Origin of the sequence: Nocardiopsis sinuspersici (genome assembly GCF_001998325.1) — a bacterium.
In the GTDB taxonomy this organism is placed as follows: domain Bacteria; phylum Actinomycetota; class Actinomycetes; order Streptosporangiales; family Streptosporangiaceae; genus Nocardiopsis; species Nocardiopsis sinuspersici.
Window position 1 is genome coordinate 3,076,115 of sequence record NZ_MCOK01000001.1, and the last position, 15,607, is coordinate 3,091,721.

At 70.1% G+C, this 15,607-nt stretch carries 13 protein-coding genes and 2 rRNA genes; 6 read left to right on the top strand and 9 right to left on the bottom strand.

What is annotated here, in order from left to right; translation table 11 throughout:
* Positions 1–38: 38 nt before the first annotated feature.
* From NOSIN_RS13190 to NOSIN_RS13200, 3 genes are read right to left on the bottom strand one after another with little or no spacing between them, the layout of a single operon-like run.
* The gene (locus tag NOSIN_RS13190; RefSeq protein WP_170293723.1) at positions 39–839 is read right to left on the bottom strand and encodes a TlyA family RNA methyltransferase; all 801 of its coding nucleotides are present in this window, start codon (positions 837–839) and stop codon (positions 39–41) included.
* 20 nt (positions 840–859) lie between these two features.
* The gene (locus NOSIN_RS13195) at positions 860–1,054 is read right to left on the bottom strand and encodes a hypothetical protein (protein ID WP_077691030.1); all 195 of its coding nucleotides are present in this window, start codon (positions 1,052–1,054) and stop codon (positions 860–862) included.
* A 30-nt stretch (positions 1,055–1,084) separates the two neighbouring features.
* Positions 1,085–1,840 carry an accessory factor UbiK family protein gene (locus NOSIN_RS13200; protein ID WP_077691031.1) on the bottom strand — a complete coding sequence of 252 codons (756 nt, stop codon included), beginning with the start codon at positions 1,838–1,840 and terminating at the stop codon, positions 1,085–1,087.
* A 195-nt stretch (positions 1,841–2,035) separates the two neighbouring features.
* Between NOSIN_RS13200 and NOSIN_RS13205 the strand changes: the two genes are divergently transcribed.
* Both NOSIN_RS13205 and NOSIN_RS13210 read left to right on the top strand, forming a co-directional pair.
* The gene (locus NOSIN_RS13205) at positions 2,036–2,386 is read left to right on the top strand and encodes an SCP2 sterol-binding domain-containing protein (RefSeq protein ID WP_077691032.1); all 351 of its coding nucleotides are present in this window, start codon (positions 2,036–2,038) and stop codon (positions 2,384–2,386) included.
* 50 nt (positions 2,387–2,436) lie between these two features.
* Positions 2,437–3,714, top strand: a complete 1,278-nt coding sequence (locus NOSIN_RS13210; protein ID WP_077691033.1) for a DUF1015 family protein — start codon at positions 2,437–2,439, stop codon at positions 3,712–3,714.
* Here NOSIN_RS13210 and NOSIN_RS13215 read toward each other — a convergent pair.
* Complete coding sequence (locus tag NOSIN_RS13215) at positions 3,686–4,540, bottom strand: serine hydrolase domain-containing protein (protein ID WP_227015359.1); 855 nt, start codon at positions 4,538–4,540, stop codon at positions 3,686–3,688. The genes NOSIN_RS13210 and NOSIN_RS13215 overlap by 29 nt on opposite strands.
* A gap of 488 nt (positions 4,541–5,028) precedes the next feature.
* Here NOSIN_RS13215 and NOSIN_RS13220 point away from each other — a divergent pair, with 488 nt between their 5' ends.
* Together NOSIN_RS13220 and NOSIN_RS13225 are read left to right on the top strand one after the other, a co-directional pair.
* Entirely contained in the window at positions 5,029–5,832 is an 804-nt protein-coding gene (locus NOSIN_RS13220) for an aminoglycoside N(3)-acetyltransferase (protein WP_077691034.1), read from the top strand.
* 188 nt (positions 5,833–6,020) lie between these two features.
* Positions 6,021–7,040 (top strand): HAD-IIA family hydrolase, encoded by a 1,020-nt coding sequence (locus tag NOSIN_RS13225; protein WP_077691035.1) that lies wholly within the window; start codon positions 6,021–6,023, stop codon positions 7,038–7,040.
* Positions 7,041–7,057: 17 nt separating this feature from the next.
* Here NOSIN_RS13225 and NOSIN_RS28200 read toward each other — a convergent pair whose 3' ends face one another.
* Positions 7,058–7,594: a single-stranded DNA-binding protein gene (locus tag NOSIN_RS28200; RefSeq protein WP_077691036.1), complete on the bottom strand. Its 537-nt coding sequence runs from the start codon at positions 7,592–7,594 to the stop codon at positions 7,058–7,060.
* Positions 7,595–7,894: 300 nt separating this feature from the next.
* Between NOSIN_RS28200 and NOSIN_RS13235 the strand changes: the two genes are divergently transcribed.
* Together NOSIN_RS13235 and NOSIN_RS13240 are read left to right on the top strand one after the other, a co-directional pair.
* Positions 7,895–8,896 (top strand): MBL fold metallo-hydrolase, encoded by a 1,002-nt coding sequence (locus NOSIN_RS13235; RefSeq protein ID WP_171986663.1) that lies wholly within the window; start codon positions 7,895–7,897, stop codon positions 8,894–8,896.
* Between the two features lie 256 nt (positions 8,897–9,152).
* Positions 9,153–10,088 carry a GNAT family N-acetyltransferase gene (locus tag NOSIN_RS13240; RefSeq protein WP_077691038.1) on the top strand — a complete coding sequence of 312 codons (936 nt, stop codon included), beginning with the start codon at positions 9,153–9,155 and terminating at the stop codon, positions 10,086–10,088.
* On the opposite strand, the gene NOSIN_RS13245 is transcribed toward NOSIN_RS13240, so the two are convergent.
* The 4 genes from NOSIN_RS13245 to NOSIN_RS13265 all read right to left on the bottom strand — a co-directional run bounded on the left by NOSIN_RS13245 (position 10,078) and on the right by NOSIN_RS13265 (position 15,534).
* Positions 10,078–10,500 (bottom strand): NUDIX hydrolase, encoded by a 423-nt coding sequence (locus NOSIN_RS13245; RefSeq protein ID WP_077691039.1) that lies wholly within the window; start codon positions 10,498–10,500, stop codon positions 10,078–10,080. The genes NOSIN_RS13240 and NOSIN_RS13245 overlap by 11 nt on opposite strands.
* A gap of 56 nt (positions 10,501–10,556) precedes the next feature.
* The gene (locus NOSIN_RS27750; RefSeq protein ID WP_227015360.1) at positions 10,557–11,876 is read right to left on the bottom strand and encodes a tetratricopeptide repeat protein; all 1,320 of its coding nucleotides are present in this window, start codon (positions 11,874–11,876) and stop codon (positions 10,557–10,559) included.
* Positions 11,877–12,231: 355 nt separating this feature from the next.
* Positions 12,232–12,347 (bottom strand): 5S ribosomal RNA (gene rrf / locus NOSIN_RS13260).
* Positions 12,348–12,440: 93 nt separating this feature from the next.
* Positions 12,441–15,534: ribosomal RNA gene (locus NOSIN_RS13265) — 23S ribosomal RNA — on the bottom strand.
* Between the last annotated feature and the right edge of the window lie 73 nt (positions 15,535–15,607).

The following is a 15,607-nucleotide window of genomic DNA, read 5'->3' on the forward strand; positions in this document are numbered from 1 at the left end:
TCACGTTACCGGACTCCTGAGACACGGTGCCACGATCGCTAACGCGGTCCCTCCTCCACGGCCCTGGCCAGCACGGCCGGGTCCAGGGGCTCGGCGCCCGCGCGCATCCACAGAAAGTACTCGACGTTGCCGGAGGGGCCGGGCAGCGGGCTGGCGGTGACTCCGACGGTGCCCAGCCCCAGGGTGAGGGCGTGGGCGGCGACCTCGGAGACCACCTCGGCGCGCAGTTCGGGCTCGCGTACCACTCCTCCGGCGCCGACCCGGTTCCTGCCCACCTCGAACTGGGGTTTGACCATGAGCACGAAGTCGGCCTCCGGGGCGACGCAGTCCAGGAGGGGTGCCAGCACCAGCCGCAGCGAGATGAAGGACAGGTCGCCCACGACGAGGTCGGGGCGGGGCTCGCCGATCTGCTCCGGGGTGAGCTCACGGACGTTGACCCGCTCCATCACCCGCACCCGGTCGTTGCTGCGCAGCGACCAGGCGAGCTGGCCGTATCCGACGTCGACGGCGGTGACGTGGGCGGCCCCGCGGCGCAGCAGCACGTCGGTGAACCCGCCGGTGGAGGCCCCGGCGTCCAGGGCGCGCCGGCCGGTGACGTCGAGGGCGAAGGCGTCCAGGGCCCCGACGAGCTTGTGGGCGCCCCTGGAGACGTAGGGCGGTTCGTCGGAGGGCGGGCGGACCACGATGGGCTGGTCCTGGCCGACCTGGGTCGCGGCCTTGGAGGCCACGATCCCGGCGACCTTGACGAACCCTCCCTCGATGATCTCGGCGGCGTGTCCACGGGAGCGTGCGTGCCCGCGGCGGACGAGCTCCGCGTCGAGCCGGGTGCGTTTTGCCATGGTCACCTAGGTTACCGGGGTCATCGGGAGGTGTTCGCGTCCTGGTCGAGTGCCCCGAGCACTCCGGACAGTTCCTGGTGCAGGGTGTCGAAGACCGCGACGTGCTCGGTGGTGGGCGCCGAGTCCAGCGCCGCCAGCCTCTCCCTGGTGCTGCGCAGGGTCTGCTCGGCCAGTGCCTCGGCCTGTTCCTCGGGGTCCGTTTCCTGGGGGTCCATGGCTCTCCGGGTGCTCGCGCTGCTCGGACTCTACTTCCTCGTGGTGCCGCCCTTGCCCTTGGCCGTGCGCTTGGCGGTGGAGCGCGTCCGGGCGGCCTTGGACGTGTTCTTGGCGGCGGTGCGGGACCCGCTCTTGGCGGTCGTCCCCTTCCCGGCGGCCGCGGAACCGCCGCCGGAGCCGCCCTCCCGGCCGGGGGCGCCGTCGTCGGCACCGGTGTCCTCAGGCGTGTCCGGGGTGTCCTCGGCGCCGGCCGGCTCCTCCGCGGCCGCGGGCTCCCGGAGCCCGTCGCCGGTCCCGGTCGCCTCCGCGTCCTCGGCCGCCGGGACCGGGCCGTCGGCCCGTTCGGAGGCGCCGCCGGGGGTGGAGGAGGTGACGGGGGCCGCGGCGCGCACCGGTGAGGACGCCCCGGCGTCGGTGGTGACCAGGACGCGCTCGACCGCGTGCCGGGCGGCCAGGCGGCGTTCGAGCTCGGAGACCCGGCGTGCCAGGCGCTCGTGCTCGGCGCGCGGGACGACGTCCATGCGCTCCAGTTGGCGCTCCACCTCGGAGCGGACCAGGTCGGTGATGGCCGCCCGGTTGGACTGGCTGGTCTCGATGAGCTCACCGGCCAGGGCCTGGATGCTCTGTCCCACCCGCGGCGGCAGGCTCTCGTTCTCCCCCGCGACGGGAGCGGCCGGGCCGCCGGCCCTCAACAGCGTCTTGGCGGCGGCGACGGCCTGCTTGCGCGAGAGTTCGGTGAGGCCATTGGCGGCATCCAGGTAGGTGCGTACCGCGTCGACGACCATGATTCACGTACTCCTTGATGGGACCGCGGAAGGTGGAAGAAGGGCGCAGGAGGGGGGAGCCACTACGCGACGGGGGGTCGTGGCCAACGCTACCGGGCGGGAACGCCCTCTGACACGCGAACTCCGGAGGTCGCCCCATTCGTCCGGTGGGCACACCGGGACTCCGTTTCCCGGCGGTTGGGGCATGATGTGCGCATGAGCAGCATCGACGCGTGCCTGGCCGGTATCGAGAAACTGAACCAGCGCATCCTCGCCCAGCCCGAGGAGAAGCGCCGCAAGCACATACGCGAGCGCTCCCTCAGCGTGGTGGTCCCGGACCTGGAGACCGTCTTCGACATGCGACTCACCCCGGACGGCCTGACCGACGTGACCCACCGCCCCGCGGACCGGCCCGCGCCCCGGTCACAGGTGCGGATCACCGTGGACGGCGACGACCTGGTGGCACTGGCCGAGGACCGCATGGACGCCGCCACGGCCCTGTTCGGCCGCCGGGTGAGGGTGGACGCCAGCGTCGGTGACATGCTGCGCATGCGGCGCCTGCTCTGAACAGGCCGCCGCGTACCCGAGCGCCGTCCGGGGACCGGTACCTTGCTGGGATGCCACGCCAACCTCTCGAACTGGCCCCCTTCCGCGGTCTGCGCTACGCGAGCCCGGACGTGGACCGGTTCATCGACGGAGAGTTCGACCTCGCACGCCTCCTGGCCCCGCCCTACGACGTCCCCGACGCCCGGGAGGCGCGCGACCTACAGCGCTCCGACCCGCACAACGCGGCGAGGGTCACACTGCCCTTCGAACTGAGCAGGCAGAGCCCCGGGGGCACCGTGCCGCGCCGCTACCGGGCCGCCGCCGACCTGCTGCGCACCTGGATCGGGGACGGCGTGCTCGCCCTGGACGGGGAGCCGGCCCTGTACGTGTACGAGCAGGTCACGGCGGACGGGCGGCGCCAGCGGGGCCTGGTGGGCAACCTGCGCCTGCCCGAGGAGGGCGCCGAACCCGCCGTGCGCCCGCACGAGGACGTGGCCGACCCGCCGGTGCGCGACCGGTTCAGCCTCATGGCCGTGGCACGGGCCAACCTCGAACCGATCTTCCTGGTCTACCGGGGCGGCGGCGGTGCCGCCTCAGCGGTGACCGAGTCGGTCTCGGGCACCCCGCTGGTGTCCGCACGCACCCGTGACGGCGCCGAGCACCGGCTGTGGGCCGTCACCGACCCCGTCAGGCTGCGGCGGATCGCCGACGACCTCGCGGACCGGTCGGCGCTCATCGCCGACGGCCACCACCGCTACGCCGCCTACCGGCGCCTGCACGAGCAGTACGGCGAGCCCGGCTGGCGGTACGGCCTGGCCCTGCTGGTGGACAGCGACACCCACCCGCCCCGGCTGGGCGCCATCCACCGGGTGCTGCCCGGGCTGGACACGGCCGAGGCGGTCGAGGCCGCCCGGACGGTGGCCGTGGTGGAGCGGGTCGCGGAGTCCTCCGAACGGGCCCTGGCGGACGTGGGGGCGCCCGCGCTGCTGCTGGTCTCGGCCGAGGGGGAGGCGCACCTGGTGTACGGCTTCGACGAGGAAGCGCTGGAACGGGCCATGCCCGGCCGCTCCCCCGACTGGCGCCACCTGTCGACGGCCGCCCTGCACGAGGTGCTGATGCCGCTGTGGCAGGCGTCGGAGGAGCAGGTGCGGATGGTGCACGACGACGCGGACGAGGCGGTCGAGGCCGCCCGCGACGAGAGGGGCACCGCCGTCATCGTGCCCGCGCTGGGGGTGGAGCAGGTGTACGCGGTGGCCGACCGCGGGGAGCCGACCCCGCGCAAGTCCACCTCGTTCGGCCCCAAACCGCGTACCGGGCTGGTCATGCGCCTCGTGGACCCGGCGGAGTGACCTCCGGACGGAGCAGCCGCGCCAGGCGCACCGCGTACACCGCGGCGACGGCGAGCGCGGCCGCCACCAGCGGGGTGAGACCGGTGGGAGCGACGTAGAAGGTCTGTTCCCACGTGATGTGGCGGCCCTGGGCCGGCAGCGCCACGAGCCGGTTGGCGGACACGGCCGCGGCGATGACGGCGAACCCCGGCAGCAGGCGCACGGCGGTACGCCACCAGGGGCGCTCGCGGGCGCCGACGGCCCCCTCTCCCCCGTTGTTCTGCGCGGTGAGCCACCGGGCCATGTCGTCGGCGGTGGTGACCACGCCGCCCGCGCCGTTGAAGTAGCCCTCCGGCTCGGTGACGGCGACCGCCCGGCCCAGGACGGCGATGTGCCCCCGGGCCACACCCGCCGCGAAGACCTCGTCCGCGGTGTCGACGGTGACGGTGCCGTCCATGCCCAGGGGCGTGAACGTGCGCTCGTCCAGGAACGCGCCGAAGGACCGTCCGCCGACGACCTCCACCATGCGGGCCGCCACGTGGTGGTCGGGGTTGTGGTAGTGCTCCTCGGCGCCCGGGTCGGCGGCCAGTCCGACACCGGCCAGCCGGGCGACCGCGCCCTCCAGGTCGTCGGGTACGGGCGCGCCCTTCTCCGGGAAGGCGGTGTCGGACATCCCAAAGGTGTGGGTGAGCAACTGGCGGACGGTGATCTCCGCCGAGCGCGGGTCCGCGGTGGTGAACCCGGGCAGGTGGTCCACCACTGGGTCGTCGAGCGCGATCTCACCGTCCTCCACGAGCTGCATGACCGCGAGCGCGGTGAAGGCCTTGCTGACCGAGGCCACTCCCATGGGGGGTGCCGGCGGTCATCGGCTCTCCTCGGGAGTCGGTGCCGCAGCCCGCCGTGTGCACCACCTCGGTGCCCCGGGTGAGGCGACCGCGGCTCCGGGAAGGGGTGAGGAGTCCAGGTAGTCGTACACGTAGGCGTCCACCGCCGCGGGGGTCAGTGGTCCGGGGGCCGCCGGGGAGGCCCCCGGTCCCGGTCTCGGCTGAGGCGGGAGGGGCGCTGAGGGTCAAGGAGGCGACGGCGAGCGCGGCCGCCGCGGCTGTGGCGGGGAACATGGTGCCCATCGTGTTCCGCGGAGCACGTCCGGTACCACGGTGCCGACCGCAGGAACACCCTGCGGTTCTCCACGCCCCGACCACACCCCGGCCACGCCGTCGGCCCCGCCGGCCCCCTCCTCATCCTCCGCCGGCGGCCGGGTATCCACTGGTGCGGTGCCGGAACCTCCGGTACGCATGGTGGTGATCCGTTCCCCTCCCGTCAGGAGCACGCCGCGTGTCCACCGATGCGAAGCACCCCGAGCGCCCGCGGACCCGGGCGTCCCTGGCCCGCGACCTGGCCGCGCTGGGTGTCGCCGGCGACACCCTCCTCGTGCACTCCTCGCTCAGCTCGCTGGGCTGGGTGTGCGGCGGGGCGCAGACGGTCGTCCAGGCCCTGCTGGACGCCGTCGGCCCCCGGGGGACGCTCGTCGTGCCCACCCAGACCGGGGAGAACAGCGACCCCGGGCAGTGGCGGGACCCCCCGGTCCCCGAGGACTGGTGGCCGGTCATCCGCGCGGAGGCGCCCGGCTTCGACCCGCGACTGACACCGAGCAGGGGTATGGGCCGTGTTCCGGAGATGGTGCGCACCTGGCCGGGGGCGGTCCGCAGCGCGAACCCGCAGACCTCCTTCGCCGCTCTGGGCCCCCGCGCCCGCGATCTCATGGACCGCCACCCGATCGACTGCCGGCTGGGTGAGGACTCCCCGCTCGCCGCCCTGGAGAGGGCCCGGTCCCGGGTCCTGCTGCTGGGGGTGGGGTTCGGCTCCTGCACCGCCCTCCACCTGGCCGAGTACCGCGTCCCCCGCCCGCGCCTGGAGGAGTGCGGGTGCGCGGTCCTGACCCCCGAGGGCGGCCGGGAGTGGACCACCTTCACCGACGTGCTCCTCGACGAGGGGGACTTCGAACGGCTGGGCGGCGACTTCGAGGGCACGGGAGCGGTGGAGTCGGGCCCCGTGGGCGAGGCCACCGCGCGGCTGTTCTCCCTTCCCCACGCGGTGGCGTTCGCCACCAACTGGATGACCGTCAACCGGGACACCTGACCCGGGTGCGGGCGTCCCGGGCGCAGGGGGCCTCTCCACCGGCCGCCGGGAGGGGGCCCGGCCCGCCCGCGGACCCCGCGGTGCGACGCAGCGCACGTCCTCGCCGCGGGCACGCGGTCACGGCCGACGAGACCGGGGCCATAGCCTGGGAAACGACCACTCCCACCGCACGGAACGGGTTCTCCGACATGTCCCTGCTCGCCGCAGACCGTCCCCTGAACGAGATCCACGACGCGATGCTCCTGGATCTGGACGGGGTCGTCTACATCGGCCACAGGGCCGTTCCCGCGGCGCCCGACGCGGTGGGCAAGGCCCGGGCCGCCGGAGCGCGGGTGGCGTTCGTGACCAACAACGCCGGGCGCACCCCGGCACGGATCGCCGAGCACCTCACCGACCTGGGTGTGGCCGCAACCCCCGAGGACGTGGTGACCTCCGCCGAGGCCGCCGCCCGCCTGGTCGCCGAGCGCTACCCGGCCGGTTCGGAGGTGCTGGTGGTGGGCGACACCGCCCTGCGCCAGGCCGTACGCAGGATGGGGCTGCGCCCCGCCTCGGTCGACACCGGGGCGGCGGTGGCCGTGATCCAGGGCTACTCCCGGAACATGACCCGTGACCTGCTCGACCAGGGCACGCTCGCGGTCAGGCGCGGCGCGTTCTACGTGGCCAGCAACGGCGACGCCACCGCGCCCGGCGAGTGGGGCATCACCCCGGGCAACGGATCCTTCGTCCGGGTCATCGCCAACGCCACCGGCGTCGAGCCCGTCATCGCCGGGAAGCCGATGCGTCCGTTGCACGAGGAGGGCATCATGCGCACCGGCGCGCGGAACCCGCTGATCGTGGGCGACCGGCTGGACACCGACATCGAGGGCGCGACCACGCACGGCGCGGCCGGGCTGCTGGTGCTGTCCGGGGTGGCCACCCCGCTGGACGCGCTCGCCGCACCGGAGCACCAGCGCCCCCGCTACCTGGCGTGGGACCTGTCCGGAATGAACCACACGCATCCGGCGGTGGTCCGCGAGGAGGTCCGCGAGGGCGACCGGACCCGCTGCGAGGGGTGGACGGTGACCGTCACCGGCGGCACACCGCGGCTGGAGGGGACGGGCGACCGGCTGGACGGACTGCGCGCCCTGTGCGCGGCGGTGTGGGCGGACGGGTCGGTGGACCCCTCCGGCCCGGCCGTGCGCGAGGCGCTGGCCCGCCTGGGCTGGTGAGCCCGCGCACCGGGGACTCACCGCCGCTCCGCGCTGTGGCCCCTGGCCGTCCGCACCAGGGTCGCGGTCCGCGCCTCCACCTCGCAGACGCTGCGCACGCCCTCGTGGGCGCGCCAGGTGCGTCGGCGCAGCTCCCCGGTCATCCGGACCACGTCGCCCAGCTGCCAGGCGCGGACCCGCTCGTGCAGACCGCGGTCGAAGCTCGTGCAGGTGATCGAGTCGACCCGGCGCCCGCCGTAGCGGCTGTCGGGGGACCGGACCACGCAGATGCGCCAGGTGGCCAGCCGGTCTCCGCTGGGAAGCTCCCGGACGAGGGGCGCGGCGGTGATCCGCCCGGCCACCAGGATCTCGTTGCGGTGGTCCGGGTCCCGTTCGGACCCGAGCCTGGGTCCCGTGTCGGACGTACTGGCCGTGCTGGTCGTGTCGGTCGTCGCGGAGGCGGCCGCCGAGGGGGCGGCCGGTGGGCGCCGTTCCTCCGACGGGGGCCGGGGCTGCCGTGGGGACCGGGGATGTGCGGTGGCCGGGATCGGTGCGGCCGCGGACTCCTGCTGCATGTGTACGCCTTCCCTGGGCTGGGGAGCGGAAGGGACGGGCACGACGCGGCGGAGGAGACGGGGCCGAACGGATGCGGCCGTCCGCGGGCGGTGGGGGCGTTGTGCTCCGATCTCAGGATCCACCTCGGCGGGGCGTGGGGAAAGACCTCGTCGAAAGCTGTGGACAACCGTCCCCGCGCCCTTCGGAGAACTAGGCCGCCCCCGCTCCGGCCTGTCATGACGCTCTTGTCCTAGAGTCGGATTCCCTCCGGTTCGGTCCTTCCCGAACCGCACGACGACCGAGGAACAGGAGTGCTTGCAGTGCACGACGACGTGGACGTGAGCGGCCTGCCCGAGGGGATCACCCCTCTGGGCGACGACATCTTCGCCATCGACACGATGCTCGCCGGATACCCGGGGATCGTGTCGAGCTATCTCATCCGCTCCGAGCGGCCCTGCATCGTCGAGGTCGGCACCGCCGGTTCGGCACGGGTCCTGCACGAGGCCGTCACCCGGCTGGGGCTGGCGCCCGAGGACCTGGCCACCATCGTCGTCACGCACATCCACCTGGACCACGCGGGCGGCACGGGCGACATGGCCGCACTGTTCCCCAACGCGGAGATCGTCGTGCACGAGCGCGGCGCCCGCCACCTGGCCGACCCGAGCCGGTTGATGCACAGCGCCGCCATGGTGTGGGGCGACCGGCTGGACACCCTGTTCGGACGGATGAGCCCGACCGAGGGAACCCGTATCCGCGCGGTGGCCGAGACCGGGGAGATCGACCTGGGCGGCGGACGCAAACTGGTGACGCACTACGCGCCCGGCCACGCCAAGCACCACATGGGCCTGGTCGACACCCTCACCGGCGACCTGTACGTCGGCGACGCCCTTGGCGTGTACAAGCCGCTCACCGGGGACCTCAGCCCGGCCACCCCGCCGCCGGACTTCGACATGGACGCCTGCCTGAGCACCCTGCGGCTGTTCGGGGACATCGGTGCCCGGCGGCTCATGTTCTCCCACTTCGGCGCGGTCACCTCGGTCTCCGAGACCATCGACCGGGCCGAGGCCGAGCTGCGGCTGTGGGTGGAGACCGTGCGCGAGTCCCAAAGCAGCACCGGAGACCTGGACCACGCGATCGCCATGGTCCGGGACAAGGTGGTCTCGCGGTACAAGCCGTTGCCGCCGGACGTCTCACCGGGATCCGCCGAGATCCTGGACACCCTCAGCGGCGCGGAGACCAACGTGTCCGGCATCGTGCACTGGCTGGACAGGCTCGCCCAGGAACAGGCCGAGGCCAGGCGTGCGGAGGAGGAGCGAGCCTAGGCCGCTTCCTTGAGGCTGCGCCGCGCTTCGTGCTCGGCCGCCCAAGGCACGGGAACCTTCGTCGGCGCCCTCGCCGCCCCCAGTGGCACAGGACCGAGTCCACCGAGCAGACCCGGGTCGTGTTCCGTCGGAGGACCGGACATCCGATCCTCCGGTCCTCGGGCCGTGTGGGGCCCGGGACCGGGTTCCGGGGCCGGGTCCGGGCCCCGGGGAAAACCGGGTGCGGCCGCAGGACGCCTCCCCCTAGCCTCGCCGCATGGCAATCGAGATCCTTCCCATGGGGCGGGCCGACGTTCCCCGGGTCCTCCCCCTCCTGCGCGCCGTCCACCCCTGCCGTGTGCTGACCGAGGACGCGGTCCGCTGGCGGGTGGACAACCCTTCGCCCGGAAGCCGCGAGACCAGCCTCCTGGCCGTGGAGGACGGGGCCGTGGTGGGGTTCCTGCGCTCCGTGCTGCGGTGCGGCGGGGAAGGACCCTGCGGCGGCCGGTCCTTCCTCGCCTCGGTCGCCGCCTCCCACCGGGGCACGGACGTGGGCGCCCACCTGCTGGAGGCCTCCGAACGCGACCTCCTGGAGGGCGGGGCGGAGGTCCTGCGCGCCGAGGCGGCCGACGAGGCCGTCCAGGCGGGCGGGGACGAGTTCCGGCGAACGCTGCTCGACCACGGGTACGCGCTGGAGGGCACCCACCACATCCTGGGTCTGGACCTGTCCGCGCTCCCGGAGGCCCCGCCCGCTCCGGAGGGGGTCGAACTGCGGCCCTTCACCGACTACGCCGACGACCCGCGTGAGGTCTACTGGATCGACAGGCTCACCACCCTGGACGAGCCGGGCGCGGACCCGTGGTTCCCGTCCTACGAGGACTGGCGGACAAACGTGTGGGGGCACCCGCTCACCGACCTGGACCTGTGCCTACTCGTACTCGCAGACGGAGTACCGGCGGCCCTCACCTGCTACGCGTCCGACGGAGGCACCCGGCTGGAGTCGTCCATGACCGGCACCCTACGCCGGCACCGGGGGCGCGGGCTGGCCGGATACGCCAAGGCCGTCGCGCTGCACCGGGCCCGGGAGCGGGGCCTCACGCACGCCTACACCGGCAACCACGAGGACAACGCGCCGATGCTGGCCGTCAACGAGCGGCTCGGCTACACCCTGGTCGGGACCGAGACCGGCTACGTCAAGCGGCTCAGGGCGTAGCGGCCGGCCCCGGCGGTGCCCCGGGCAGTCCCAGCGCCCGGAGCAGGTGGGCGTAGAGGCCGTCCGCCCAGGAGAGCTCCTCGTCGGAGGGCAGGACGTCGAAGGCCCGCACCTCCACGGTCTCGAACTCCCCGGTGAGCGGGACCAGACCGGTCACACGCGCGTGGGTGACCACCGTGACGTGTCCGCCGGACAGGACGTAGTAGCCGACGGGACGGATCTCGCCGAGGGTGGCGCCGGCCTCCTCGCGGGCCTCGCGGCGCGCGGTCTCCTGGACGGTCTCCCCCGGTTCGGCGTGCCCTCCGGGGAACTCCCAGGCACGGCGCCGGTGGCGCACGAGCAGGGGACGGTCACCGGTGTAGGTCAGGCACACCACCGAGTCGTGGACGCGGGGCAGAGCCCCCAGATACACGACGGCACCGCCGAGCGGCGCCTGGCCACCCGACGGTGCGGTGTCGTGGAAGGGACTCAGTCCCGGTCCTGGTGGTCGCGGCCACCGTTCGAAGGCCGTGCCTCCTCCGGAGACTCCTGCTCCTCGACGTCGGTCCAGACGATGCCGTCCTCGGCGTCGTAGTCGATCAGTTCCATGCCCTCCAGCGCGGCCAGGCGCTCGTCCGCGTCGGTGACACCGTCGCTGTCCACGGCCGAGGCTCGCGAGAAGTACTCGCGGGCGTCGTCCTCGCGGCCCAGCTCCTCCAGCACGTCGGCGTAGGCGTAGAAGAGGCGGGCGATCCACGGACGGGCGCGCCGCTCCTTGAGCTCGGGCACCCGGAGCTCGGCCAGTGCCGCCTTGGCGTCGCCCATGTCCCGGCGGGCGCCGGAGGCGACGATGCGCAGCTCGATGCGGTCGGCGACGTCCAGGTCCTTGGCCGCCGGGTCGTCGGCGATCTCCAGTGCCCGCTCGGGGCGGCCCAGACCACGCTCGCAGTCGGCCATGATCGCGAGGAAGTTGTCGCGACCGCTCATCCGGCGTGCGGCGCGCAGGTCGGACAGGGCCTCCTGCCACTTGCCCACGGTGTAGGCGGCGACGCCGGAGGCCTCCCGCACGCCGGGAACGCGCGACGCCTTGCGGCGGGCGTAGGAGGCGTGGGCGTAGGCCCGCTCGGGGTCCTCGTCCAAGAGCATGCCGGCGGTGACGATGTGCTTGCCGATCAGCTCGGCCAGCGACTTGGGCAGTGACTGGAGGTCGCGCTTGGTCTCCGCGTCCAACTGGGAGTAGCTGACCTCCTCCGGAAGCTGGGGCGCGATGTCCGCCGGGTCGCGCTCCTCACGCGGGCCGCGCCGGTCGTCACGGCGGTCTCCCCCACGGAATCCGCCACCACGGCGGTCGTCCCGGCGGTCGCCTCCGCGGAATCCGCCACCACGACGGTCGTCGCGACCGCGGCCGCCGGAGCGGTCGTCACGGCGGTCGCTTCGGCCCCGGTCCCCTCCGCTGGGGCGGTCGTCACGGCGATCACTTCGCCCGCGGTCACGGTCATCCCTGCCGCGGCCACCACCGCCGGAGCGGTCGTCGCGGCGGTCGCCACGGTCCCGGTCCCGGTCGTCACGGCGGTCACTTCGCCCGCGGTCACGGTCGTCCCGGCCCTGGGGGCCGCCGCGGTCGTCCCGCCGGAAGCCTCCGCCCCGGTCGTCGCGTCCTCTGTGGCCCTGGCTCCCCGAACCGCTGTAGCCGGACCGGGCGCGGGGTCCATCACCGCGTCCCCGACCACCAGGCCCACCGGAGCGGTAACCGCCACGCTCGTTGGCTCCGGAGCCCTCGCGGTCTCCCGATCGGCTGTCCTCAGTCATCAACCCGTCCGTCAACACTCAAAAGCGCTGCCACCTTGACCAGTAGCAGCGCGTCATAGTACTTCGTACACTCCAGCTTACGACATGGCGTCGCTGCTCACCGCCAAAGCGCAGGTGCCCAACATCCCACCGCTGCGCACGCGCCGTGGCCGCTCGTCAGCCCGAGCCCCACGGGTGTGTAGTCGCCCACCGGTGGGTGCTCTACGGGCGCGCTCCCCACTCCTGCCGGCTTCCCCGGGGAGCGGGGAACAACAACCCCCACCCCGCATTCACACACGCACAAGCCCACACACAAAACAAGCCCACACACAAAAAAAGGGGGCCGCCCACAGGCGACCCCCTCCCTCAAGAAAAACCGTGGCAGCAACCTACTCTCCCACCCCACCACAGGGCAGTACCATCAGCGCAAAGAGACTTAACGACCGGGTTCGGAAAGAGACCGGGTGTGACCCTCCAGCAATAACCACCACGGAAACCAACACCCACAACCACTCAACCCACCAAAAGGGGAGCAGCCACGAGCAAGCTCCGTGAACAAGTGTGCGCGAACATCCAATTATCTGCAGCGGACAAGCCCTCGGCCTATTAGTACCGGTCAGCTCCACCCCTCACAGGGCTTCCACACCCGGCCTATCAACCCCGTCGTCTACAGGGAGCCTTACCCTCTCAAAGGAGGCAGGAGACCTCATCTCGAAGCAGACTTCCCGCTTAGATGCTTTCAGCGGTTATCCCTCCCGAACGTAGCCAACCAGCCATGCCCTTGGCAGGACAACTGGCACACCAGAGGTTCGTCCGTCCCGGTCCTCTCGTACTAGGGACAGCCCTTCTCAAGTCTCCAACGCGCACAGCGGATAGGGACCGAACTGTCTCACGACGTTCTAAACCCAGCTCGCGTGCCGCTTTAATGGGCGAACAGCCCAACCCTTGGGACCAACTCCAGCCCCAGGATGCGACGAGCCGACATCGAGGTGCCAAACCATCCCGTCGATATGGACTCTTGGGGAAGATCAGCCTGTTATCCCCGGGGTACCTTTTAGCCGTTGAGCGACACCGCTTCCACACGCCGGTGCCGGATCACTAGTCCCAGCTTTCGCTCCTGCTCGACACGTCCGTCTCACAGTCAAGCTCCCTTGTGCACTTACACTCAACACCTGATTACCAACCAGGCTGAGGGAACCTTTGGGCGCCTCCGTTACTCTTTGGGAGGCAACCGCCCCAGTTAAACTACCCACCAGACACTGTCCCCGAACCGGATCACGGTCCAAAGTTAGATGCCCGAAACAGTCAGAGTGGTATTTCACCAACGCCTCCACCGCCACTAGCGTGACAGCTTCACCGGCTCCCACCTATCCTACACAAACCATCCCAAACACCAATGTCAAGCTATAGTGAAGGTCCCGGGGTCTTTCCGTCCTGCTGCGCGAAACGAGCATCTTTACTCGTAGTGCAATTTCACCGGGCCCATGGTTGAGACAGTGGGGAAGTCGTTACGCCATTCGTGCAGGTCGGAACTTACCCGACAAGGAATTTCGCTACCTTAGGATGGTTATAGTTACCACCGCCGTTTACTGGCGCTTAGATTCCCAGCTTCGCGGGGCGAACCCCACTAACCAGTCCTCTTAACGTTCCAGCACCGGGCAGGCGTCAGTCCGTATACAGCGTCTTACGACTTCGCACGGACCTGTGTTTTTAATAAACAGTCGCTTCCCCCCGCTATCTGCGACCCCACCCAGCTCCGACCGCGAAGGTCTTCACCAGACAGGGCTCCCCTTCTCCCAAAGTTACGGGGACAATTTGCCGAGTTCCTTAACCATGGTTCACCCGAACGCCTCGGTATTCTCTACCTGACCACCTGCGTCGGTTTAGGGTACTGGCCACACACGAACTCGCTAGAGGCTTTTCTCGACAGCATGGGATCACTCACTTCGCCTAAAACGGCTCGGCATCACGTCTCAGCCACACGAGAGGCGGATTTGCCAACCCCTCGGCCTACACGCTTACCCCCGGACAACCACCGCCGGGTAGAGCTACCCTCCTGCGTCACCCCATCACTTGCCTACTACGGGATCGGATCCCAGACCAGTCCAGAGGCAGTTCCCGAAGGAACCACCAAGAACCAGCGTGGTTAGCATCACCCGATTCAGCATGGACGCTCGTGCACGGGTACGGGAATATCAACCCGTTATCCATCGACTACGCCTGTCGGCCTCGCCTTAGGTCCAGACTCACCCTGGGCGGATTAACCTGCCCCAGGAACCCTTAGTCAATCGGCGGCAACGTTTCTCACGTTGCTTTCGCTACTCATGCCTGCATTCTCACTCGCACACCCTCCACCACACGATCACTCGGCAGCTTCTCCGGATGCACGACGCTCCCCTACCAACCCACGCTCAAAGAACGTAAGCTTCACAGCTTCGGCGGTGTGCTTAAGCCCCGCTACATTATCGGCGCAGAACCACTTGACCAGTGAGCTATTACGCACTCTTTAAAGGATGGCTGCTTCTAAGCCAACCTCCTGGTTGTCTCAGCAACTCCACAACCTTTCCCACTTAGCACACGCTTAGGGGCCTTAGCTGATGATCTGGGCTGTTTCCCTCTCGACTACGAAGCTTATCCCCCGCAGTCTCACTGCCGCGCTTCACTTCACCGGCATTCGGAGTTTGTCTGACGTCAGTAACCTGGTAGGGCCCATCAGCCAAACAGTCGCTCTACCTCCGGCAAGAAACACACGACGCTGCACCTAAATGCATTTCGGGGAGAACCAGCTATCACGGAGTTTGATTGGCCTTTCACCCCTACCCACACCTCATCCCCCAGGTTTTCAACCCTGGTGGGTTCGGGCCTCCACGAGGTCTTACCCCCGCTTCACCCTGGACATGGGTAGATCACTCCGCTTCGGGTCCACAGCATGCGACTCAACCGCCCTATTCAGACTCGGTTTCCCTACGGCTACCCCACCCGGGTTAACCTCGCCACACACCATGACTCGCAGGCTCATTCTTCAAAAGGCACGCCATCACCAAAGACAAGCTCCAGCTCTGACGGCTTGACAGCACACGGTTTCAGGTACTATTTCACGACCCCTCACCGGGGCACTTTTCACCTTTCCCTCACGGTACTAGTGCACTATCGGTCACCAGGACGTATTTTGGCTTAGCAGGTGGTCCTGCCAGATTCACACGGACTTTCACGGGCTCCGCGCTACTCGGGGACACACCAACACCTAGGCTCTTCCTTCACCTACAGGACTCTCACCCGCTCCGGTTCCGCTTCCCAACGGATTCAGCTAGAAGAACCACTCAGTGCTCCAGGCCGACAGACCTGGACAGGTGCACCCCACAACCCCGCACACGCAACGACTGCCGTCTATCACACGCATGCGGTTTAGCCTCATCCCCGTTCGCTCACCACTACTAGGGGAATCACTGTTGTTTACTCTTCCTACGGGTACTGAGATGTTTCACTTCCCCGCGTCACCACCAACTGCCCTATACATTCAGGCAGCGGCAACCCGACACAACTCGGGCTAGGTTTCCCCATTCGGACACCCACGGATCACAGCTCGGTTGACAGCTCCCCGTGGCCTATCGCGGCCTCCCACGTCCTTCATCGGCGCCTGGTGCCAAGGCATCCACCGTGTGCCACTATCACTTGGCCACTACAGATAATAAGATGCTCGCGCACACTATTCACAAATCAAAACACCAACCGCATACTCCGACACCACTCAC